This window comes from Streptomyces sp. NPDC014764 (assembly GCF_043082785.1).
GTDB lineage: Bacteria > Actinomycetota > Actinomycetes > Streptomycetales > Streptomycetaceae > Streptomyces > Streptomyces althioticus.
The window spans coordinates 367,083-388,174 of sequence record NZ_JBIBXY010000005.1; the positions used below are offsets into that span (position 1 = coordinate 367,083).

A 21,092-nucleotide genomic window follows, 5' to 3' on the forward strand; every position below is an offset into this window, starting at 1 on the left:
CTTGCGGCTCTCGCTTTGAAGTTTCCGGCTCGCGTATCACTTGTCAATGGCGTGGACACAGCGACCGGCAGCGGACCGCGGCACCTCGCGCCTCATGGGCGTCAACCGCGCACCTCTCCCGGTGTCCGCGGAGGAGAAACGGTCAACCCCGCCCGGCCGTACCATGACTGGCCACCGGCAGACCACACGACGAAAGGACACCTTCATGTCCGACCACTCGACCGTCGCCCCCACCGATCTCACCTCGCAGTACGTCGCCCAGGTCGCGAACGACCTCGAGCGCAACGCCAAGGAGCAGGAGCGGGTCGGCGCCGAGATCGCCGGGCTGCAGCAGCAGTTGGCGGCGCTCCAACGGGACCACGCGTTGCTGGTGAAGATGCAGCGGGCGCTGGACCTGGCGGCGGAGGGCCCCGGGGAAACCACGGTCGCCTCCGAGGACACGGCGGTCGCCGAACCCGCCCCGGACACCGAGCCCTCGAAGGAGGAGTCCGCCACGCCGGCGGAGGAGACCGGCGTTTCCGCGGGCGCGACCGTCCCCGCGCCGCGCAGCCGCGGCGGCGTCAGGTCCGGGGCGGAGAAGCCCAAGCGGGAGCGGAAGAAGGTGACGGCGGGCGGTGCGGGCAAGGCGGCCGCCGCTTCCTCGAAGACGGGCGGCTCGGCGAAGACGGGCGGCTCGGCGAAGACGGGCGGCTCGGCGAAGACGGGCGGCTCGGCGAAGGCGAGTGACTCGTTGAACACCGCGGATGCGGGCAGGACCACGGGTGCGGCCAAGACCACAGGTGCCGGCGCGTCCGGGGGTGCGGCGAAGGCCACGGGCGCGTCCAAGCCCGCCGGATCGGCGAAGGCCGCCGGTGCCAGGGCCTCGCGCAAGCCCGCCACCACCAGGCCCGCCGGGAAGGCGTCCGCGGTGAAGGCGCCGCGCAAGGCGCCGGCGAAGGCCGCCACGTCCTCCACGTCCGCCACCTCCGCCCAGGGTGACGCGCCCAAGCTGGTCGACCTGGTCCGCCGGCATCTGGACGAGCAGAAGGAGCCCCGCTCGGCGGCGGAGGTCGCCACCGCGCTGGGCCAGGCGCATCCCGGACGCACCATCAAGGTGACGGTGATCCGCTCCACCCTGGAGGGGCTGGTCGCGCGCAACCAGGCCCAGCGCAGCAAGCAGGGCACCTCGGTGTTCTACACCGTGCCGGACGGCTCCACTCCGGCCCCGGAGCGTGCGGCGGACGCACACTCCTAGGGCCGGCCGGGCGCGTTCACGGGCGTGTGTGGCGCACCTCCACCGGCCCGAACGAGACGTGGGTGCGGGAGCCGTCGTCCGCCCACGTCACCCGCACGGTCCCGTCGTCGACGCGCACGTCGGTCACCGCCCGCTCCAGCGACGGGGCGTCAGGACCGGCGGTGAGGGACGCCAGGGCGAGGTGCACGGTGGTGCCCCCGCAGCCGCCGGCGAGGCGGGGCACGCTGGCCCACGGGGTCCAGGCGGTGCCCTGCGGCGCGGGGAGCGTCTCAGGGGCCGGGTCGTCCCAGCCGTACAGGCCGTGCAGGGCGGACGCCGTCGGCTCCTCAGGGCCCGTGGCCCAGCCGGTGAGGGTGACCCGCGATCCGGGCGGCGCCCCCACCACGCGGTGCGCCCGCAGCTCGAGACCGCCGTGCGCGACGGTGACGCTCTCCACCGTCAGGCCCGGCACCATCGGCGGGCCGGCGACGAACACGGGCCGGTGCCAGGAGGCGGCCCAGCCCCAGCCGTCGCCGTGCCCCGCGCCCAGGGGGTGGACGCGGCGGCGCACGCTGGACCGCCCGGCCACCTCCACCGAGAGGTGGTTGTCGGCGACGTTCGCCGGGGCGGTGGGTCCGGTGCGCGTGGAGTACGCCAGGCGGCCGTAGTGCGGGTCGTCGCCGTCCGCCGACTCGCCCTCGTGCGGCCGCACATGGTCGCTGCCGTGGTTGTGCAGCCGTACGGTGCCGTCGGCGCGGGTGGCCTGGAGGAGCAGGCCGGGCCCTGGCAGGGACAGCACCCGGTCGGCCTCCTCGACCGGGGCGGGCTCCTCGATGTCGGTCCACAGCGCGTGGCCGGCGGGGGCGAGCAGCGCGACGAAGGCCTTCGACGCCCAGTACGGCGACGCGGGACCGGAGTACTCCTGGAGGCTCGCCCCGTGCGGGCCGTACCACCCGAGGGACAGCAGCCCGTCGGGGGTGAGCGCGCCCCGGTCGAGGAAGTGGCGCAGGCTGCCGCTCGCGATACGGCGGGAGGAGCCCGGGGTCAGCGGGGTGTGTCCGGTGACCGCGCCCAGGGACACGGCTGCGGAGGCGGCGAAGCGGTACGTCAGGGAGCGGCCGTAGTGCAGCGGGGCGCCGTCCGCGCCGAACATCAGGGAGAAGCCGTCGAGGTGGGCGCTGAGCCGTCCGCCGTGGTGGGTCAGGGCGTCGGGGTCGCCGGACAGGTGGGCGTCGAGGACCGGGTAGAGGTGCAGGGCCCAGCCGTTGTAGTGGTCGAAGGCGCGTCCGTCGCCGTCGGCGTACCAGCCGTCGCCCCGGTACCAGCTCTCCAGCAGGTCCAGCGCCCGCTCCCGGACGGCGGCCGTCTCGGCGTCGCCCCGGCCGACGGACTCCAGGAACCCGGCGACGGTGTACGGGAAGAGGTACCAGTTGTTGGGCGCCGGGGTGTGCCGCAGCGCGCCGCGCAGCCACTCCTCGGCCCGGTCCTGCACGTCGGTGCCGAGCTTGTCCCACAGCCAGGGCGCGGTGAGCCGCAGGCCGAGCGCGACGGACGCGGACTCGACCATGGGCTGGCCCTGGACGTCGAAGTCGAGGATGTGCGGCCAGGACTCGGTGTCGTCGCGGCCGGGGGTGCGGGTGCCGGCGGCGAGTCCGTCGGCGTACCGCTCCAGCCAGTGGTGGGGGTCGTCGCCGTCGGCGCCGGCGACGCGGAAGGCGGCCGCGAGGAACGTCCTGGCGTAGCCCTCCAGGCCGTCGGAGCGCACCCCCGACCGGGAGGGCCGGCCGGGCAGGTGCAGCAGGGCGCTGCCGGGGGTGGCCCGGCGCCAGGCGGCCGTGAGCAGCCCGTCCGCCACCGCCTCCCAGTGGGCGCGGGTGTATCCGGTGCGGGGACTGAGGCCGTGGTCGTCGGCGGGCAGATCGAAGGGGATGCTCATGCGAGGAAGGCCAGCCTTTCGCGTCGGACGGGGTGCAGGAAGCCCTCTCCGGAGGCCCAGCGGGCGACCTCGGAGACGGCGGTGTCGGCGAGCCGGCGCCACTCGTTGCCCTGCGAGCCGGCGAGGTGCGGGGTGACGAGGACGTGTTCGCAGTCCCACAACGGATGACCGGGCGGCAGGACTTCGGGCTCGGTCACGTCGAGCACGGCGCGGATGCGGCCGGCGAGGGCGGCGTCGGTGAGGGCGTCCTGGTCGAGGACCGCGCCGCGCGCCGTGTTGATGAGTACGGCCCCGGGCTTCATGGAGCCGATCAAGTCCCGGGAGACCAGTGCGCGGGTCTCGGGCAGCAGCGGGGTGTGGACGCTGACGGTGTCGCTCAGCCGGAACAGCTCCGGGAGTCCGACGCCTCGCACGCCGAGCCGGGCGGCCTCGGCCTCGTCGACGTACGGGTCGTGCAGCAGCACGTCGACGTCGTGCGGGCGGAGCAGGTCGATCACGCGGCGGCCGATGAGGGACGCGGAGAGGATGCCGACGGTGCGGCGGTGGTTGCCGACCGTGCGGGGGGTGTGCAGCCAGTCGGCGCGGGTGCGGGTGGCCCGGTACTCGCGGGCGCTCTCCAGGACCCGTTTGCCGGTGAGGAGGATCATCGCCAGGGTGTATTCGGCGACGGGTACGGCGTTCGCCGCGGCGGCGGAGGACACCTCGACGCCGCGGTCCCAGCAGGCGTCGGTGACATGGCCGCGGACACTGCCGGCGGTGTGCACGACGGCCCGCAGCCGGGGCGCGGCGCGCAGCACGTCGTCGTCCAGGGGCGGGCAGCCCCAGCCGGTGACGAGCAGTTCCGTGTCGGCGAGCACGGCGCGGGCGGCCGGCGTGGTGAAGTCCTCCAGCACCGGCGGGGCGAGGTCGCACAGGGCGTCGAGGGCGGCGCGCGACTCCGGGTCGAGGACGGCGGAGGCGACGTCCGGGGACATGGCGAGGGCGGCGCGGGGACGGGGGCCGGGCGTGGGCTCGGTCATGTGGTGCGGTGACTCCTTGCGTGGGCGTTCACTTCACGGCGCCGGCGGTCAGACCGCTGCGCCAGAAGCGCTGGAGCAGGACGAAGGCGAGGATGAGCGGCACCACGGCGAGCAGCGATCCCATGATGACCACGGGGTAGTACTCGGGTGAGACGGAGGCGGAGCTGTTCCACGCGTACAGGCCGAGGCTCACCGGGTACAGGTCCTGGTCGGAGAGCATCACCATGGGCAGGAAGAAGTTGTTCCAGATGGCGGTGAGCTGGAACAGGAACACGGTCACCAGACCGGGCCCGAGCATCCGAAGCGCGACCCGCGCGTACATGGTGAGTTCGCCTGCGCCGTCGATGCGGGCGGCCTCCAGCACCTCGTCGGGGACGTAACCCTGGCTGAAGATGCGGCCGAGGTAGACGCCGAACGGGTTGAAGAGGACGGGTATGAACACCGCCCAGAAGGTGTTGACCAGTCCGGCCTCGGAGGCCATCAGGTACAGCGGCAGGGCGAGCACGGTCTGCGGCACCATGACGGCGGCGAGGACCAGGCCGAACAGCTTCTCCTTGTGCCGGAAGCGGTACTTGTCGAAGGCGTAGCCGCAGGCGACGCTCACCAGCGCGCCGACGGCGGCGCCGAGCACCGCGTACAGCAGGCTGTTGACGTACCAGCGTCCGTACAGGCCGCCGTCCATGGCGAACAGGTCGGTGAGGTTCTGGGCGAAGGAGAAGCCGCTCAGGGAGAGCAGGTCGCTGCCGAAGAGGGCGTCGCGGTTCTTGGCGGCGGCGAGCACCAGCCACAGCACGGGCAGCAGGGTGTAGAGCACGGAGATCGCGACGACGGCGTTGACGGTGGCCCGGCCCAGCAGGCGGGGGCGCAGCAGGGTGGAGCCGGTGGCGCTCATCGGGCCTCCTCGGCGGTGGTGTTGCGGCTGGTGAGGCGGGTGACGCCGTAGGAAAGGGCGATGGTGCACAGCAGCAGGACGACGGAGGCGGCCGCGGCGAGGCTGTAGTTGTTGCGGGTGAAGGCCGCGTCGTAGATGTACATGCTGGGCGAGAAGCGGGAGTTGATCATCTGGGAGGACTGGCTGAGCAGCATCGGCTCGGTGAACAGCTGGAGCGCCCAGATGAGGGTGAACATGGCGACCATCACGATGGAGGCCCGTACGAGCGGGGTCTTCACCTGGAGCGCGGTGCGCACGGGGCCGGCGCCGTCGACGACGGCGGCCTCGATCACCTCGCGGGGCACGGCCTGGAGGGCGGCGTAGAAGACCACCATGTTGTAGCCGAGGTTGCTCCACAGGGCGATGTTGACGATGGACGGCAGGACGGTGTGCACGCCGAGGAAGTCGATCGTGATGTCGGCGCGGGCGAACAGGTCGATGACCGGGCTGATGCCGGGTGTGTAGAGGTACAGCCAGATGAGGGCGGCGATGATGCCGGGCACGGCGTGCGGCAGGAAGAGCCCGAGCTGGGCGAACGCGCGCAGGCGTACGACGCCGGAGTCGAGCAGCAGCGCCAGCAGGAGCGCGCCGGCCACCATGAGCGGGATGTAGATCAGGCAGTACAGGGCGACGGTGCCGAGTCCGCCGAGGAAGGTCGGGTCGGTGAGGACGGCGGCGTAGCTGCGCAGGCCGACGAAGACGGTGCGTTCGGGTCCGAACCCGAGTCCTGGCTGGTCGTCGCTGTAGAAGCTGAGGTAGGCGGCGGTGCCGACGGGGATCAGGAAGACGGTGGTCAGCAGCAGGAAGAAGGGGGCCATCAGCACGCCGGCGGCGCCCAGCCTGCGGCGCCGGGCGGTGCGGCGGGTGCGGGCGGAGGGGGCGGCGGCCGGCGGGGCGGGGACCCGCACGGTGTGCTCGGTCGTCGCGGTCATGAGGGGGTGTCACCTGCCTTTCGGGCGGCTCAGGTGCTGTGCTGGGTGGTCGACAGGCCGAGGGCCTTGAGGTCGGGCATGGTGCCGTCCTGGGCGGCCCGCATCGAGTCGACGATCGTGCCGCGGCCCGCCGGCACGCGGGCGAAGGAGTCCTGCATGACCCGGCCGGTGGCGGTCATCCGCGGGCCCCAGACCCAGCCGTCGCGGATCTTCTCCGCCTCGTGCTCGAAGAGGGTGTAGATGTCCTGGCCGCCGTAGTAGGAACGGTCGAAGGCGTCCCGGCCGACGGCGACCAGGGCGGAGGCCGCCGGATACTGGCTGCTGGTGCCGCTGGACAGGCGGGCGCGCAGGGCGTCGGGGTGGGAGACCTGCCAGGCGATGAACTCCATCGCGGCCTCGGGGTTCCCGCTGTCCTTGGTGACGGCGAAGGTGGAGCCGCCGTGGGTGCCGACGGCGGGACGGGCGGTGTCCCACTGGGGCAGCGGGGCGATGCGCCACTGGCCCTTCTGCCCGGGGCGGGCGTTCATCTGCGCACCGGCGTCCCAGGCGCCGCTGAGCCGGGTGAGGACGAGCCCGTTGCCGATCTGGGCGTCGGACTGCCGGCTCTCGACGGCGTTCATGAAGACGTCGTCGCGGTCGATCAGGTCCTGCCAGTACGCGGCGACGCGGCGGGTGGGGGCGTCGGCGAGGGAGACGTTCCAGGCGCCGTCGCGGGTGTCGAACCACTGGGCGCCCGCCTGCCAGGAGTAGGCGGCGAACTGGGTGGCGCCGTCGGTGGGGAACAGCACCAGCCGCCGGTCGGGCGCCTTGCGCCGCACGACGCGGGCGAGGTCGGCGAACTCGTCCCAGGTGCGCGGCACTTGGAGGCCGTAGCGTTCGAACAGATCGGCGCGGTAGTGCATCACCATCGGCTCGACGTCGAGGGGGACGCTGAACACCCGTCCCTGGAAGGTGGTCAGGCCGAACGCCTGCGGCAGCAGTTTCGCCCGCAGCCGGTCGTCGACCAGGTCGGTGATGTCGCGGGCGACGCCGTCGATGGCGAACCCCGGCACCTGCGGGTACTCGATCGTGGCGACGTCGGGGGCGTTGCCCGCGCGGGCGGCGTTGCTGAGTTTCGCGTAACCGCCCTGGCCTCCTGAGGGGATCTGCTGGAAGTCGACCTGGATGCGGTCGTGGGTGCGGTTGAAGGCGTCGACCACTTCCTGGCTGCCGCGCAGGGCGGACCAGAAGGTGACGCGTACGGGTTTCTTCGCACCGGTTCTGCTGCTGCCTGATGGGGCGTCGTCCGCGCCTCCGCTGCAGGCGCCGAGGGCTCCTGCAAGCGGCGCGGCGGCCATCGCGGCGAGCACGGATCGACGGCGGTGTCGACCGGGCATGGCGCCTCCCGCGGCTCCTGGCGTGTCTGGGACACGGCTGTTCGGGACACGGGAATCGTCGGGGCTCCGCCGGTAAACGGTCAATAGATCGATCAGAAGAAAATGAAACGTTCAAACGCTCACTCGGCGTGCGCGGTCTTTCCTGGTCCTGCTGCGGATCTCCGCGAGCCCGTGGTCGGCGGCCTTCTGGGGCCGCGCACGGCCGGGCAGCCGCATATCGGTGTGCGCTCGACCGGTCCGCGCTCGGTCGGCCGACGAGGTTCCGTGGCCGTGCGCGGCGCCGGTTCCGCTTGGGCTGCCCGTCCCCTGAGGCAAGGGCCCCGTGGGCCGCCCTGTCCGTCGAGGCGGCCCGGCACCCTGACGCAAGGCCCGTATGCCCTGCCGGGCCTGCCGGGCCTGCCGGGCCTGCCGGAAGGCTGAGGCGATGGTCAGAGGGCGCGCGTGGAGCCGCGTACGGACAGGGAGGGCAGCAGCTCCACCCGGCGCACGGGGGCGTGCCCGACCGCCTCGGAGTCAAGTCGCTCCAGCAGGAGTTCGGCGGCCGCCCGTCCGACCTCCGCCTTCGGCGGGGCGACGGCGGTGAGCGGCGTCGTGCCCAGTCCGGCGACCACGTCGTCGTAGGCGACGACGGAGCAGTCCTCCGGGACCCGCACCCCGTGGTCCGCGAGCCGCTGCACCAGCATCAGCGCGTCGACGTCGCCGTGCAGCACCGCCGCCGTGGCGCCCGTCTTCCGCAGCACCTCGTGCAGTTCGGCGGTCTCCTCCGGCGCGTACGGGCCCTCCTGGCCGGCCTCGGGTGCGCTCAGCGTCCACGCCCACGCGTCGACGAGCGGGTGCGCCTCGGCGATCCGCACGCACGCCGACCGCAGGGTACGCGCGGTGGGGCTGTCGTCGCGGGTGGCGAAGACGATCCGCCGGTGCCCGAGGCCCACCAGGTGCTCCACGGCCAGGTGGGCGCCGTGGAAATGGTCGGAGCAGACGGAGTCCATGGCGTGCAGCGCGGTGCCCGCCCCGGGGCGCCGCTCCATCAGCACCGCGGGCACCTCCACGGCGGCGAGCCACGGGTGGTCGGCCTCCTCGTGGGCGAGGGTGCGCCAGCGCGGGGCGAGCAGCAACCCGGCGGCGCCGTCCTCCAACGCGCGCTCGACCAGAGGACGTTCGGCGCCCGCGACCTGGGGTGCGATGTGCAGCGCGATGCGCTTGCCGGACGCCTCCAGCACGGAGCGTGCGCCGTGCAGGGACTCGTACAGGTAGTGGTGGCGCTCGGGCACGACGACTGCCACGGTGTCGCCGTCCGGCGGGCGCGGCGCGGGAATGTCGCGGGCCGCGAGGGTGGATCGCACGACGCCGTGCCCGCGGCGCAGCCTCCCCTCCTGGGCCAGCTCCTCCACGTCCCGCCGCACGGTCACCACGGACACCTCGAGCTCCGCGGCGAGATCACTCACCCGCGCCGACCCCCGGGACTCCACGGCAGCGAGGATCCGCTGCCTCCTGACCTCGACCGGCTCGCGCATGAGGCCCCTCCCCGCGGCGGAATGTTCGTTTGAACGGTGCGGGCATCATAACGATCGCTCCGCCGGACGTCCGCGGGAGCCGTCCGGCTCATGCGGCAGGGTCAGGAGCGGCGGGTGCGGATCGTCATGCCCGGGCGGCGGCGGTGGGCCGTGAGGTAGGTCAGGCCGTCGGGGCCCGCCGTCAGCGAGCGGGTGGAGCCGTGGGGGAGCCAGGTCAGGGTGCCGGTGGCCAGGGGGTGGTCGCCGTCCGGGGCAGTGAGGGTGCCGTCACCGGCGAGGACCAGCAGGAGGACGTCCAGGTCGGGTTCGCGGTGGGTGTCCACGCGGTGGCCGGGCGGGAGGTGGACGACGTTGGCGTCCAGCTGGCGGCCGGACTCCGCGAGCCGCCACAGCGCGCCGGCGGATCCATCGCCGGCGGCAGCGGCCAGGGCGGCCGTGTCGCAGAGGATGCGGGGCAGCGGTGCTGCCCCGTCGTCCGGTGTGCCGGTGTGCTCCGACGTCATGGTCGCCGCCGTCCGTCCCCGAGAGCCCGGCCAGGCCGGGTGTCACGCGCTCGCTGTCGTGCGGGAACCTAACACGCGGCCGGGGGCAGGGCGGCCAGCCAGTCCGTGAGCAGGCGATTGGTGTCCTCGGGCCGCTCCTGCTGCACCCAGTGTCCGCAGCCCTTCAGGATGTGGGAGGAGACCAGGCCGGGCAGGGTGACCGGGAAGGCGTCGATCGCGTCGGCCATCCAGGTGGTGGACGCGTCGAGTTCCCCGCCGATGAACAGGGACGGCTGCGCGACCGGGGCCCCGTCGTACGCGGCGAGGTCCTCCCAGTCCCGGTCCATGGCACGGTAGCGGGCCAGCGCCCCGCTCATCCCGGTACGCTCGAACTCGCCGGCGAACACGTCGAGTTCGGCGTCCGTGAGCCACTTGGGACGCCGGTCCGCCGGGAACCGTTCACGCAGGGTCCCGCCCGGTCCGGTGAAGTACGGCGAGGGCGCTTGGGGGCCGGGCATGGTGTCGGCGGACAGGGCCGCGTAGAACCCGGCGAGCCAGCCGCGCACGTCCGGCTCGATCTCGGCCTCGGCGCGGCCCGGCTCCTGGAAGTACGACACGTAGAACTCCTCGTCGCCGCCCATCGACGCGAAGACCGTGCTGGGGCGCGGCCCGCCGCGCGGGGCGTAGGGCACGCTGAGCATGGCCACCGCGCGGAAGACGTCCGGCCGGAGCAGGGCGGCGTTCGAGGCGACGGACGAACCCCAGTCGTGGCCGACGACGACGGCGGTCCGCTCCCCCAGCGCCTCGACCACCGCGACGGCGTCCTCGACTAGTTCCCGTACGCGGTACGCGTCCGGGGCGGCGGGCCGCGAGGAGCGGCCGTAACCGCGCACGTCGACGGCCACCGCCCGGTAGCCGGCCGCGGCGAGGGCGGGCAGCTGGTGGCGCCAGGAGTACCAGCCCTCGGGGAAGCCGTGCACGAGCAGCACCAGCGGGCCGCTGCCCTGCTCCACCAGGTGCACGCGGCCCGCGGGGGCGGGAACGAGACGGTGGACGGGCGGTGAGGTCGGTACCGGCACGGCTGCTCCTGAGTCGCTCGGGGGCCCGGGGCGCCGGTGCGGCTCCGGAGGGCCCTGGTCGTACACCGAGCATGTGCCGCCGCGCGACGGAGGGCGAGTGAAGTTGCCGGTTCCGCAAACCACTGGCCTCGCACACCTCTCAGGCCGTCAGCCGCCGAATGCCGCCGCGTTCTCCCGCACCCACCGGGCGAAGGAGCGGGCCGGCCCGCCGGTCACCTTCTCGACCGTCGGCAGCACCGTGTACCCCCTCCGGCGGGTCGGTTCGCATCATCAGGAAGAACGCGATGTCCTCGTCGGAGTACCCCTCCCGGTGCCACTGGGTGACCATCGCGTCCCGGGACAGCTCGACGAAACGCACGTCGCGGCCCGGCACCTCGGCGCCCTCGGACCTGACCGTCTCCGCCCACTCCAGCGTGTTGGACGTGAACTCCACCGGCGACAGGTACGTCCACTCCAGGTCTCCGGACTCGACCGCCCGCTCCAAGCACCCCTTCTCCACGTCGCCCCTGAGCACGGTCACCCGGCGCACACCGGCCTCCCGCGCCATGGCGACGATCTCCGCCCCGTTGGCCAACGGGGCGAAGCCGTCACCGCCGAAGGCGATCAGGTGGGCGGCGGTCACTCCGTCGAACACACCGGCGAGGCTCGCGGTGTCCGCCAGGTTCCCGGCCACCAACTCCGCGCCTGCCGGGAGGTCCGCCTTCTCCGGGGCCACGGGTCGGTGCGCGCACCCGATGCCCCGCCGCGAGCAGCTGCTCCACGAGGGGGCGTCCGGCATGCGCCGTGGCACCGGCCACGAGAATCGTCATGAGGATGACTCCTTCTGTCGTGCCGCCGACGCCAGGAACCTTCGCGGTCACCCCCTGACCGTGATCGGTGCGAGACTCCCGCCATGCTGGAAACCTCGGCGCGGCTGCTGCGTCTGCTCGGTCTGCTGCAGACCCGACGGGACTGGCCGGGGCGGGAGTTGTCCGACCGGCTCGGGGTCAGCGCGCGAACGGTACGGCGCGATGTGGAGAAGTTGCGCACCCTGGGCTACCCGATCGAGGCCGTCGGCGGCGTCGGGGGCGGCTACCGGCTGGGGGCGGGCGCCGCGCTGCCGCCGCTGCTGCTCGACGACGAGGAGGCGGTGGCCGTCGCGGTGGGGCTACGGACGGCGGCGTCGGGCGCCGTCACCGGCATCGCGGAGACCTCGGTGCGCGCCCTCGCCAAACTGGACCAAGTACTGCCGTCCCGCCTGCGGCACCGCGTCAACACACTCGACGCGGCCCTGGTCACCGTGCCCGTGCCCGGTCCCACCGTCGACCCGTCGACGCTCGGCACCATCGCCTCGGCGGTACGGGACCATCACCGGCTGCGCTTCGACTACGTCTCCCACGACGGCGAACGCTCGGTGCGTGACGTGGAGCCGTACCGGCTGATCCACGAGGCGCGGCGCTGGTACCTGTTCGCGTGGGACACCCGGCGGTCGGACTGGCGCAGGTTCCGGGTCGACCGGCTGGAGTTGAGGGTGCCCTCCGGACCCCGCTTCGGCCCCCGCCCGCTGCCGGCGGAGGACCTGGTGGCCTACCTCTCGAGCCGCACCACCGAGCGGTACCGCTTTCAGGCGGTGCTGACGATGCGAGGTCCGGCGTCGGAGGTGGCCGAGGAGGTGCCGCCGGCGCTCGGCACGGTGGAGCCGGTCGACGACACGTCGTGTCTGCTGCGGATCGGCTCCGACAGCCTGGACCATCTGGCGGTGTGGGTGGCGACGTTCGGTTTCGACTTCGTCGTGCATGAGCCGGACGAGTTGGTGGGGCGGTTGCGGACGCTGGGTGGGCGGATACAGCGGGCGGTGGACCCGGACACGACCGCCGGCCGCGCGACGGTGGGGGCCGTTCGCGCGGTTCCCCGTGCCCCGGAGGCGGGCCAACCGACCGACGCCTCAAGGGGCGCGGGGAACTGTGCGACAAGCCCGCACCGTCCCGCGGCCGAAACGGAAAGGACACCATGGTCGAACGTCTCACCGCACGAGCCCTCAACCGCGCGACCCTCCGACGCCAGTTGCTGACGACGCGGACCCGCCTCTCCCCCCTCGCCGTGATCGAACACGTCGCCGGGCTTCAGGCCCAGGACCCCGATCCCCCGTACATCGGGCTGTGGAGCCGCATCGACGGGTTCCGGATCGAGGACCTGACCACGCTGCTGGAGCAACGCGCCGTCGTGCGGGCCACGTTGTTCCGCGGGACGCAGCATCTGGTCACCGCGGACGACTATCTGTGGGTGCGGCCCCTGCTGCAACCCATGCTGGACCGCTGGCGGAAGGGCGGTTTCGGCCGGCAGACGGCCGGGGTGGACCTGGGCGAGCTCGCCGAGGCGGCGCGGGGGGCCCTCACCGGCGGACGCACCGTGAAACGGCCGGAGTTGGGCCGGTTGCTGGCGGAGCGGTGGCCGGGGTGTGATCCGGTGGCGCTGGCGCGGTCGGTGCAAGGGCTGCTCCCGGTCGTGCATCCGCCGCCGGACGGCACCTGGGGACGCCGGGGCGCCACGCCGTTCGCCCTGGCCGAGGAGTGGCTGGGCCGTGCGCTCACCGGCGGCGCGTCGATGGAGCGGCTGGTGCTGCGGTATCTCGCCGCGTTCGGGCCCGCCACGGTGAAGGACGTCCAGGCGTGGAGCGGCACCACACGCCTGCGTGCGGTGGTCGAGGAACTCCGGCCGCGGCTCGCGGTTTTCGTGGGCGAGAACGGCGAGGAGCTGTTCGACCTGCCCGACGCGCCGCTCCCCGGCCCTGACACGGAGGTCCCCGTCCGGTTCCTCGCGGCGCTGGACAACGTGGTGCTCGCACACGCGGACCGCTCACGGTTCATGAGCGACGACCGGCGCCCGTACGTCATCGTCGAGCCGGCGGTCCTCGTGGACGGCGTCGTCCGCGCGCTGTGGGGGATCAAACGGCAGAAGGGCACGGCCGTCCTCACCGTGAAGTGCTTCTCGCCGCTGGGCGCGCGCGAGAAGGAGGCGGTGACGGACGAAGCCGTCCGTCTGCTGCGGTTCGCGGCGGGCGACGCCGAACGGCACGAGATCCGGTTCGCTCCGGTCGACTCCGAATGACGAGGCGTGGGGGCTGCATACCGGCTGCGGGCCGGTGGGGGCCGTTCACGCAGTTCCCCGCGCCCCTGGGTGAGCTGTTCGACCGGCACCCTCAAGCGGCGCGTGCCGGTCCCCCGTTTCGCCGTTCCGGCGCTGTGCAATGATCCTGGCGGACTGCAGCACACAAGAGGAACGGACGGACGTGACCGCGCAGGGACCGGACGACGGCGGAACGCCGCAGGAGCGGGAGGACGGCGTGCCGTCCGTGCCCGACGACGTCTGGCAGCGGTTCCTCATGGACAGCGAGCAGGCCATCCGTACGTCCGCCCCCAAGGAACCCTCGGCGGTGCAGCGGGCCGCGGGACGGTCGCCCCGACTTCCGCCGCCCGCACCGGCGCAGCCGTCCCGCCGCGACACCCCGGACGCGGTCGGCGACCTGTGGCAGCCGGACGATCCGTGGGAGGGTCCCGCCTGGCGGGACCTCGACGGGCGGGCGCGGCTGCGCCGGGTCGGGCGTGTCGTGGGGACGGCCGCCGCGATCGCCCTGGCCCTGGGCGCCTGGTCCCAGCTGTCCACGGGCGCCGGCGCCCCGGCCGAGGGGCCCGGCGACACCGTGCTCCAGCAGTCCGAGGAGACCCCGGTGACGCTGCCGCCGGGGGCCTCAGTTCCGGCCGGGCTCACCACGCCGTCCGCCACGGAGCTCCGGACCGGCTGACGGGCCGACCGTGAAGGGCGGTCGACAGCCGGGGCGGCGGCGTCCGCTCAGCCGCCCAGCGCCGCCAGCACGACCCCCTTCGCCTCCTCCTGGACACGGCGCAGATGCTCCGGACCCTGGAACGACTCTGCGTAGATCTTGTACACGTCCTCCGTGCCCGACGGGCGGGCCGCGAACCAGGCGCTCTCCGTGGTCACCTTGATGCCGCCGATGGAGGCGCCGTTGCCGGGCGCCTCGGTGAGCACGGCGGTGACCGGCTCGTCCGCCAGGGTGTCCGCGGTGACCTGGGCCGGGGAGAGCTTCGCCAGGCGCGCCTTCTCCTCGCGGGTCGCGGGGGCGTCGATGCGCTCGTAGGCCGGTTCGCCGAAGCGCGCGGTCAGTCCGGCGTAGTGCTGCGACGGCGTCTTCCCGGTGACCGCGGTGATCTCGGAGGCGAGCAGCGCCAGGATGATGCCGTCCTTGTCGGTGGTCCACACCGAGCCGTCGCGGCGCAGGAAGGAGGCCCCGGCCGACTCCTCGCCGCCGAAGCCGAGGCTGCCGTCGACCAGTCCGTCCACGAACCACTTGAAGCCGACCGGCACTTCGACGAGGTCGCGCTTCAGGTCGGCGGCGACCCGGTCGATCATCGCCGAGGAGACGAGGGTCTTGCCGACGCCCGCCGCCGACGGCCACCGCTCGCGGTGCGCGTACAGGTAGCCGATGGCGACGGCGAGGTAGTGGTTGGGGTTCATCAGGCCCGCGTCGGGGGTGACGATGCCGTGCCGGTCGGCGTCGGCGTCGTTGCCGGTCGCGATGTCGAAGCGGTCGCGCCGGCCGATGAGGGACGCCATGGCGTAGGGCGACGAGCAGTCCATGCGGATCTTGCCGTCCCAGTCGAGCGTCATGAACCGCCAGGTGGGGTCGGTGAGCGGGTTGACCACCGTGAGGTCCAGACGGTGCTCCTCGGCGATACGGCCCCAGTAGGCGACCGACGCCCCGCCCAGTGGGTCGGCGCCGATGCGGACACCTGCCGCGCGGATCGCGTCCAGGTCCAGCACGCTCGGCAGGTCCGCGACGTACGTGCCGAGGAAGTCGTGGCGGCCGGTGTTCGGCGCGGCGAGGGCGCGGCCGTAGGGGATGCGGCGGACGTCCTTGAGCCCGCCCCGGATGATCTCGTTGGCGCGCTCCTGGATCCAGCCGGTGGCGTCCGATCCGGCGGGGCCGCCGCTGGGCGGGTTGTACTTGAACCCGCCGTCGGCGGGCGGGTTGTGGGACGGGGTGACGACGACGCCGTCGGCGAGTCCCGTGCCGCGGCCCCGGTTGTGGGTGAGCACGGCGTGCGAGACGGCCGGGGTAGGTGTGTAACCGTCGGCGCTGTCGACGAGCGTCGTCACGCCGTTGGCGGCGAACACCTCCAGGGCGGTGACCCGCGCCGGCTCGGAGAGGGCGTGGGTGTCCGCGCCGAGGAAGAGCGGTCCGTCGGTGCCCTGCGCGGCGCGGTACTCGCAGATGGCCTGGCTGGTCGCGGCGATGTGGTCCTCGTTGAACGCGGCCGCCAGTGACGAGCCGCGGTGCCCCGAGGTGCCGAACGCGACGCGCTGCCCCGGGTCGTCCAGGTCGGGGTGGAGCGCGTAGTACGCCGTGACCAGCCGAGCGACGTCTACGAGATCCTCGGGACCGGCCGGACCGCCCGCTCGCTCGTGCTGCATGTGCCCACTCCTCCGCAAAAGGTCGGTTGTCACGCTTGCGGAGACATCTTTCCCCGCCGGGGCGCCGCCGCGCGAGTGGGCTCGGTCCGCTCCGGCCCCGCGGACGTGAGAAGTGGGCTCGGTCCGCTCGGGCCCCAGGCGGACGTCAGATGCGTCCGCCGGTCATCCGGGTCAGAGGGCCGTGGGTGTGCCGTTCGGCGCGGCGGCCGACCGCGTAGGAGGCGGCGGTCAGCGCGGTCAGTCCCGCGGCCGCGCCCGCGGCGACCAGCCGGCGGTTGGCGATGACCGTCCACGCGGTCTTGGCGCCCGCGGCGACCTGCCCGGAGGCGGTGACGACGGCGCGGCGGCCGGCCTCCACGCCCTTCGCGGCGGACTGGGCGGCGCCGTTCGCCGCGCGGGCGGCGCGCTCGGTGCCGGACGCGGCGGCCGACGCGGCGTCAGTCGCCTTGGAGGCCACGCCGTTGGCGGCGCTCTTCGTCGACGCGGTCGCCTTGCCGGTGGTCTTGTCGGCGGTCGAGGCGGCCTTGGACGCCGTGGACCCGGCGGTCGAAGTCTTCCGGTTCGCGTTCTTGTTCTGTTCGGTCATGGACACCGGTTTGCCGCAGGGCCGGTCGGCAAACACATCCGGTGACGAGGCGCTGCTCACGGTCGTGGAGTACCAACCGGCGGGGGACAGCGCGGGCTTGAGATTCCCGGCAGGTACCGGGCTGTGTCCAGGCATTCGGGGGTAGAAGGAGGACGGCACGCACACGCCGACGCCTACCGAGAGGAGTCACCATGCCCGGCATGGTGGAGCGCATCAAGCAGTTCGCCCGGAGCCCGCAGGGGCGCCGCACGGCCGAGCAGGTACGACGGGCCGCGGCCGACCCCCGGCGGCGGGCACAGGCACAGCGGCTGCTGGGACGGCTGCGCGGCGGCCGGCGCTGAGCCGCCCCCGGGCCTGACGGTTCCTCGCGCGTCCGCGCGGACCGCAGGCCGACGACCGGAAGGGACTCCATGAACGAATCGTCGGTCCGTACCGTGGGCTGGGCTCGCTCCCTGCCGATGGGTCAGGGGGTCAAGGCGGCCCGTGACTGGGCGCAGGAGCACCTCGCCACCCTGGGGTGGGACGAGACCGCGCCCGAGACGGTCCACTCCGTGCTGCTCACGGTGTCGGAGCTCGTCACCAACGCGCATGTGCACGCCGGAACCGACGCGCAGCTGGTGATGGCGTGGGACACCCGCTGCCTGCACATCTCCGTGCACGACGGGTCCGCCTCCCTGCCCGCGCCGCGCGAACCGAGCGAGGAACGGGTCGGAGGACGCGGCATGCTGCTGGTCGACGTCCTGGCCGACACCTGGGAGGCGCGGCCCTGCCCGCACGGCAAGACGGTCACCGCCTGCTTCCGCGCTCCGGAGGCCGCAGCCACGGTGTGATCACCCCGGCGCGGGACGCGGACCCGGCCCGGCCTACGATCGGTCGGGCCGACCCCCGCAAGGGCCGCCCGCGAAGGCCGCCCGCCGCAAGGAGCCCCGCACGGTGACCGCCGTCCTGCCCCCGTACCCCGCCACGCCCGCCCTGCCGGCCCCGCGACGGCTCACCCGCACCGAGGACGGTGAACGGCTGAACGCCCTGCTGTGGGCGGCGGGTCCCGGGCGCCGCGCGATCAGCAGCGCGGTGCTGGGCGGAGGCATCGGCGAGCGGGCGTGGATCCTCAACGCTCAGGTGGCGCACGGCTACCGGCGCACCGACCCCGAGCGGCACCTCGCCTCCCTCGCCGCGGACGCGGGCCTGAGCGGGCCCGGGGTGGGTCTGATGACGGCGGCCGACGTGTCGGCGTACGCGCACGCGCGCGACGCGGGCGTGGAGGCGTTCGTCACAGCGGGCGTGGACGTGCGCGGCTGGGCCGCGCGACCCGGTGAGGGCGCGGCGGGCGCCCCGGAGCCGGGCACGATCAATGTCGTGGTGGCCGTGCCGGCCGCGCTGACCGACGCGGCCCTGGTGAACGCGGTGGCCACCGCGACGGAGGCGAAGGTGCAGGCGCTGGTGGAGAGCGGCCACGACTGCTCCGGGACCCCGACCGACGCGGTGTGCGTGATCGCGGACGCCCCGGCCCGCGGCCGGGAGGCGTATGCGTTCGCCGGACCCCGGTCGCTGTGGGGGGCGCGGCTGGCGCGCGCCGTGCACCGGGCCGTGCGGGACGCCGTGGCGGACGGCGGTCCCGGCGGGTCCGGTGTGACGCATGGAACACCGCTTCCGGGGTACTGAGCGCCTCATGAACCGCCTCGCCGAGACGGCAGGTTGCTTCGCAGGCACGGATGGGGGACCGTTGCCGCCATACCTGCTGACGCCGACGAGAAAGGGGGTGGGTGCGCGGCGCGCACCTCGTTCGTGATCTCTTCCCCCGGTTCCAGTACCGATCCGTGCGATGCGCGCGACGGAGCCGTCCCCGCGTGGGACGACGCGCCGTGCCCCGTTCTGGTGCTGGACTCCCGCGGCCGGATCGCCGGCCGCAACCGTGCCGCCCGCCGCCTCACCGCGTCCGCCTCCGACGTCCCGCCGTCGTGGCTCGCCGAGGCGCACCGGCGTCATGTCGCCGACGCCCTCGACCCGACGGCGGGCCCGCCGGCCGGGCTCCTCGGCGACCGCTCCTTCGAGGCCCGGCCCTCCCCCGCCGGGGACGGCGGCGTGGCCTGGTGGCTGTTCGACCGCACCGACCTCGTGCGGGCCCACGAGACCGTTCTGGAGACCCGCCGGCGTGCCGACGCCACCTCCGGCCTCTTCAGCACCCTGCTGTCCTCCCTGAACGTGCCGCGCTGTGCGGAGGTCGCCGCCCGGATGGCCACCGACCACCTCGCCGAGGCCGCCGTGCTGATCACCCCGCCGGCCGGGCACCGGTACGCCGTCACCCACGCCCTGCGGGGGCGGCGGGTGGTGCAGGAGACCCGGCAGATCGACCCGCTCACCGTCCCCGGGCTCGACGAGGCCCTGCGCGGCTTCCCGCCCGTGCCGGCCCGCTGGATCAACCCGGACGCCATCCCGGCCTGGGCGATCCCCGACGGTTTCTCCGGCCCGGTCGGTTCCGTGCTGGTGACGCCGCTGCCCGGGCACGGGGTGCCGGCGGGCGCGCTGATCCTGCTGCGCTCGGACACGGAGAAAGGGTTCTCGCCCGAGGAGGAGGTGTTCGCCCGGCTGTTCGCCTCGCGCGCGGGCACCGCCCTGTCGGCGGCGCGCCTCTACAGCGAGCAGACGTCCATCACCGGCACCCTGATGCGGGAGCTGCTGCCGCCGCCGCTGAGCCGTGTGCACGGCGTCGACTACGCGGGCCGCTACCGCACCGCCATGGACCACGAGCGGGTCGGCGGCGACTTCTACGACGTCCACCCCGGCCCCGACGAGTCCGCCGAGACGTTCGTGGCGCTGGGCGACGTGGCCGGCAAGGGACTGGACGCGGCGGTCCTCACCGGGAAGATCCGCAACACGCTGCACGCGCTGCTGCCGCTCGCCTCCGACCACCTCCGGGTGCTGCGCATGCTGAACAGCGCCCTGCTCACGTCCCACCACGCCCGGTTCGCCACCCTGGTACTGGCGTCCGTGAAGCGGCAGGACGACGGCTCGGTGCGGCTGCGGCTCACCAGCGCCGGGCATCTGCCGCCGCTGGTGGTGCGCGCGGACGGCCGGGTCGAGGAGATGCCCACGCAGGGCACCCTCGTGGGCGCGCTGCCCAAGGTGACCGCGCGCACCGTGGAGACGGTCCTCGGCCCCGGCGACACCTGCCTGCTCTACACCGACGGCATCACCGAGGCCCGCGGCGGCCCGCTGGGCGACGAGCTGTTCGGCGAGGATCGGCTGCGGCAGGCCCTGGAGGGATGCGGCGGCATGCCGGGCGAGGCGCTGGTGGAACACGTACAGATGCTGGCCGGGCAGTGGCTGGAGCCGGGCAGCGGTCACGACGACATGGCCGTCGTGGCCGTCACCGCCCCGCGGAACGGGGGCCCGGCGGGCGACGGCGCGCCGGCCGGCGCCGGCGGACGAGCACGGAGGACAGCATGAGCGGCGGCCCCCGGGCGTCGGCCGGCGAACTCGGCGAGGCGCTGTGGAAGGCGGTGATCGACGGCGACGAGTACGACGCCGTCGAGGTCGTCCGCGGCGCCCTGACGGAGGGCTGGCAGGAGGAGGACCTGCTGCTGGACGTGGTCGCGGCGGTGCAGGCGCGGATCGGTCTGGAGTGGGCCGCCGACCACATCACCGTCGCCCAGGAGCACGCGGCGACGGCGATCAACGAGCGGGTGATCACCGCCCTGGCGCACCACGGTTCCGGCACGCGCCCCGAGGCCGTCCGGGGCCGGGTCACGGTGAGCTGCGTCGACGGTGAATGGCACGCGTTCCCGGCGCGCCTCGTCGCGGAGACGCTGCGGCTGCGCGGCTGGCAGGTCGACTACCTGGGCGCCCAGACGCCGACCCCGCACCTGGTCGCGCACCAGCACCACACCAATTCCGACGCCGTGCTGCTCTCCGGTTCGATCCCCACGCACCTGCCGCGGGCGCACACCGCGATCAACGCCTGCCGGTCGGTGGGCGTGCCGGTGGTGGCGGGGGGCCGGGCGTTCGGCGTGGACGGGCGGTACGCGCGCGCCCTGGGCGCCGACGCGTGGGCCCCGGACGCGCGCGGCGCCGCGGCCGTGCTGGAGGCCGGGCTCCCGCGGCCGGCGAACGTCCGGCAGGCCGTCGACGACCTGCCGCACCTGGCCGACCAGGAGTACAGCATGGTCGCCCAGTCACGCGGCCGGCTGGTCAGGGAGACGCTGACCGAGCTGGAGCGGCGCTTCCCGCCGATGCGGGAGTACAGCGACGCGCAGCGCGAGCGCACGGCCGAGGATCTGGCGCACGTCGTCGACTTCCTCGCGACCGCCCTCTACGTCGACGCCGTCGAGGTCTTCACCGAGTTCCTGGGCTGGACGGCGGACGTGCTGTCCGCCCGGCAGGTCCCCCCGCACTCCCTGGTGACCGGCCTGGACATCCTCGCCGACCGTCTGCACGACTTCCCGCGTGCCCTGTCCTTCCTCCGCGCCGGTGCCGCCCATCTCACGGACCGGACCGACCCGGCGGTCACGGACACGGTGGTCTGACCGGGGGGAGCCCTCCCGCTCCCCCGGTTCAC

19 protein-coding genes and 1 pseudogene are annotated in these 21,092 nt (G+C 73.9%); 9 read left to right on the forward strand and 11 right to left on the reverse strand.

Features of this window, described 5'->3' with window-relative positions:
• Positions 1-205: 205 nt before the first annotated feature.
• On the forward strand, positions 206-1,234 hold the full coding sequence (locus ACF1AG_RS15945; protein ID WP_391809893.1) for a hypothetical protein: 1,029 nt from the start codon (positions 206-208) through the stop codon (positions 1,232-1,234).
• Positions 1,235-1,250: 16 nt separating this feature from the next.
• Here the strand turns inward: ACF1AG_RS15945 and ACF1AG_RS15950 are convergent, their stop codons facing one another.
• From ACF1AG_RS15950 to ACF1AG_RS15990, 9 genes are all read right to left on the reverse strand, one after another.
• Complete coding sequence (locus ACF1AG_RS15950; protein WP_391809894.1) at positions 1,251-3,149, reverse strand: DUF2264 domain-containing protein; 1,899 nt, start codon at positions 3,147-3,149, stop codon at positions 1,251-1,253.
• On the reverse strand, positions 3,146-4,168 hold the full coding sequence (locus tag ACF1AG_RS15955) for a hydroxyacid dehydrogenase (RefSeq protein WP_391809895.1): 1,023 nt from the start codon (positions 4,166-4,168) through the stop codon (positions 3,146-3,148). Before ACF1AG_RS15955 ends, ACF1AG_RS15950 begins: the two co-directional genes overlap by 4 nt.
• A 28-nt stretch (positions 4,169-4,196) precedes the next feature.
• Complete coding sequence (locus tag ACF1AG_RS15960) at positions 4,197-5,060, reverse strand: carbohydrate ABC transporter permease (RefSeq protein ID WP_359602480.1); 864 nt, start codon at positions 5,058-5,060, stop codon at positions 4,197-4,199.
• On the reverse strand, positions 5,057-6,031 hold the full coding sequence (locus ACF1AG_RS15965; protein WP_359602478.1) for a sugar ABC transporter permease: 975 nt from the start codon (positions 6,029-6,031) through the stop codon (positions 5,057-5,059). Before ACF1AG_RS15965 ends, ACF1AG_RS15960 begins: the two co-directional genes overlap by 4 nt.
• 29 nt (positions 6,032-6,060) lie before the next feature.
• Positions 6,061-7,407, reverse strand: a complete 1,347-nt coding sequence (locus tag ACF1AG_RS15970; protein WP_359602476.1) for a sugar ABC transporter substrate-binding protein — start codon at positions 7,405-7,407, stop codon at positions 6,061-6,063.
• Positions 7,408-7,835: 428 nt separating this feature from the next.
• Complete coding sequence (locus tag ACF1AG_RS15975) at positions 7,836-8,921, reverse strand: substrate-binding domain-containing protein (RefSeq protein WP_391809896.1); 1,086 nt, start codon at positions 8,919-8,921, stop codon at positions 7,836-7,838.
• Between the two features lie 101 nt (positions 8,922-9,022).
• Positions 9,023-9,424, reverse strand: a complete 402-nt coding sequence (locus tag ACF1AG_RS15980; protein ID WP_359602473.1) for a hypothetical protein — start codon at positions 9,422-9,424, stop codon at positions 9,023-9,025.
• A gap of 68 nt (positions 9,425-9,492) precedes the next feature.
• On the reverse strand, positions 9,493-10,482 hold the full coding sequence (locus ACF1AG_RS15985; protein WP_359602471.1) for an alpha/beta hydrolase: 990 nt from the start codon (positions 10,480-10,482) through the stop codon (positions 9,493-9,495).
• Positions 10,483-10,621: 139 nt separating this feature from the next.
• Complete coding sequence (locus ACF1AG_RS15990) at positions 10,622-11,197, reverse strand: hypothetical protein (RefSeq protein WP_359602469.1); 576 nt, start codon at positions 11,195-11,197, stop codon at positions 10,622-10,624.
• A gap of 177 nt (positions 11,198-11,374) precedes the next feature.
• Between ACF1AG_RS15990 and ACF1AG_RS15995 the strand changes: the two are divergent.
• The 3 genes and pseudogenes from ACF1AG_RS15995 to ACF1AG_RS16005 all read left to right on the forward strand — a co-directional run.
• Positions 11,375-12,346 (forward strand): annotated as a pseudogene (locus tag ACF1AG_RS15995) (helix-turn-helix transcriptional regulator); the annotation flags it as partial.
• Positions 12,347-12,471: 125 nt separating this feature from the next.
• A complete protein-coding gene (locus ACF1AG_RS16000) occupies positions 12,472-13,569 on the forward strand; it encodes a winged helix DNA-binding domain-containing protein (protein ID WP_391809897.1) in 1,098 nt (365 codons plus the stop codon).
• 181 nt (positions 13,570-13,750) lie between these two features.
• The gene (locus ACF1AG_RS16005) at positions 13,751-14,263 is read left to right on the forward strand and encodes a hypothetical protein (RefSeq protein ID WP_359602465.1); all 513 of its coding nucleotides are present in this window, start codon (positions 13,751-13,753) and stop codon (positions 14,261-14,263) included.
• Between the two features lie 47 nt (positions 14,264-14,310).
• Here the strand turns inward: ACF1AG_RS16005 and pgm are convergent, their stop codons facing one another.
• Positions 14,311-15,951 (reverse strand): phosphoglucomutase (alpha-D-glucose-1,6-bisphosphate-dependent), encoded by a 1,641-nt coding sequence (pgm, locus tag ACF1AG_RS16010; protein WP_391809898.1) that lies wholly within the window; start codon positions 15,949-15,951, stop codon positions 14,311-14,313.
• A 145-nt stretch (positions 15,952-16,096) separates the two neighbouring features.
• Complete coding sequence (locus tag ACF1AG_RS16015; RefSeq protein ID WP_359602461.1) at positions 16,097-16,537, reverse strand: hypothetical protein; 441 nt, start codon at positions 16,535-16,537, stop codon at positions 16,097-16,099.
• Between the two features lie 191 nt (positions 16,538-16,728).
• Between ACF1AG_RS16015 and ACF1AG_RS16020 the strand changes: the two genes are divergently transcribed.
• The 5 genes from ACF1AG_RS16020 (at position 16,729) to ACF1AG_RS16040 (ending at position 21,060) form a co-directional block, all read left to right on the forward strand.
• A complete protein-coding gene (locus ACF1AG_RS16020) occupies positions 16,729-16,878 on the forward strand; it encodes a hypothetical protein (protein ID WP_019525643.1) in 150 nt (49 codons plus the stop codon).
• 69 nt (positions 16,879-16,947) lie between these two features.
• On the forward strand, positions 16,948-17,367 hold the full coding sequence (locus ACF1AG_RS16025) for an ATP-binding protein (RefSeq protein ID WP_359602458.1): 420 nt from the start codon (positions 16,948-16,950) through the stop codon (positions 17,365-17,367).
• Between the two features lie 103 nt (positions 17,368-17,470).
• Positions 17,471-18,199, forward strand: coding sequence for an adenosylcobinamide amidohydrolase (locus ACF1AG_RS16030; protein WP_387796474.1), 729 nt, complete (start codon positions 17,471-17,473; stop codon positions 18,197-18,199).
• A 213-nt stretch (positions 18,200-18,412) separates the two neighbouring features.
• On the forward strand, positions 18,413-19,984 hold the full coding sequence (locus ACF1AG_RS16035) for a PP2C family protein-serine/threonine phosphatase (RefSeq protein WP_391809899.1): 1,572 nt from the start codon (positions 18,413-18,415) through the stop codon (positions 19,982-19,984).
• Entirely contained in the window at positions 19,981-21,060 is a 1,080-nt protein-coding gene (locus ACF1AG_RS16040; protein ID WP_391809900.1) for a B12-binding domain-containing protein, read from the forward strand. Before ACF1AG_RS16035 ends, ACF1AG_RS16040 begins: the two co-directional genes overlap by 4 nt.
• Positions 21,061-21,092: the final 32 nt, after the last annotated feature.

What these genes read in the sequence shown, in the direction of transcription:
- ACF1AG_RS15945 (WP_391809893.1), top strand. Translation starts at nt 206, where the DNA reads ATGTCCGACCACTCGACCGTCGCCCCCACCGATCTCACCTCGCAGTAC.
- ACF1AG_RS15950 (WP_391809894.1), bottom strand. Translation starts at nt 3,149, where the DNA reads ATGAGCATCCCCTTCGATCTGCCCGCCGACGACCACGGCCTCAGTCCC.
- ACF1AG_RS15955 (WP_391809895.1), bottom strand. Translation starts at nt 4,168, where the DNA reads ATGACCGAGCCCACGCCCGGCCCCCGTCCCCGCGCCGCCCTCGCCATG.
- ACF1AG_RS15960 (WP_359602480.1), bottom strand. Translation starts at nt 5,060, where the DNA reads ATGAGCGCCACCGGCTCCACCCTGCTGCGCCCCCGCCTGCTGGGCCGG.
- ACF1AG_RS15965 (WP_359602478.1), bottom strand. Translation starts at nt 6,031, where the DNA reads ATGACCGCGACGACCGAGCACACCGTGCGGGTCCCCGCCCCGCCGGCC.
- ACF1AG_RS15970 (WP_359602476.1), bottom strand. Translation starts at nt 7,407, where the DNA reads ATGCCCGGTCGACACCGCCGTCGATCCGTGCTCGCCGCGATGGCCGCC.
- ACF1AG_RS15975 (WP_391809896.1), bottom strand. Translation starts at nt 8,921, where the DNA reads ATGCGCGAGCCGGTCGAGGTCAGGAGGCAGCGGATCCTCGCTGCCGTG.
- ACF1AG_RS15980 (WP_359602473.1), bottom strand. Translation starts at nt 9,424, where the DNA reads ATGACGTCGGAGCACACCGGCACACCGGACGACGGGGCAGCACCGCTG.
- ACF1AG_RS16000 (WP_391809897.1), top strand. Translation starts at nt 12,472, where the DNA reads ATGGTCGAACGTCTCACCGCACGAGCCCTCAACCGCGCGACCCTCCGA.
- pgm (WP_391809898.1), bottom strand. Translation starts at nt 15,951, where the DNA reads ATGCAGCACGAGCGAGCGGGCGGTCCGGCCGGTCCCGAGGATCTCGTA.
- ACF1AG_RS16015 (WP_359602461.1), bottom strand. Translation starts at nt 16,537, where the DNA reads ATGACCGAACAGAACAAGAACGCGAACCGGAAGACTTCGACCGCCGGG.
- ACF1AG_RS16020 (WP_019525643.1), top strand. Translation starts at nt 16,729, where the DNA reads ATGCCCGGCATGGTGGAGCGCATCAAGCAGTTCGCCCGGAGCCCGCAG.
- ACF1AG_RS16025 (WP_359602458.1), top strand. Translation starts at nt 16,948, where the DNA reads ATGAACGAATCGTCGGTCCGTACCGTGGGCTGGGCTCGCTCCCTGCCG.
- ACF1AG_RS16040 (WP_391809900.1), top strand. Translation starts at nt 19,981, where the DNA reads ATGAGCGGCGGCCCCCGGGCGTCGGCCGGCGAACTCGGCGAGGCGCTG.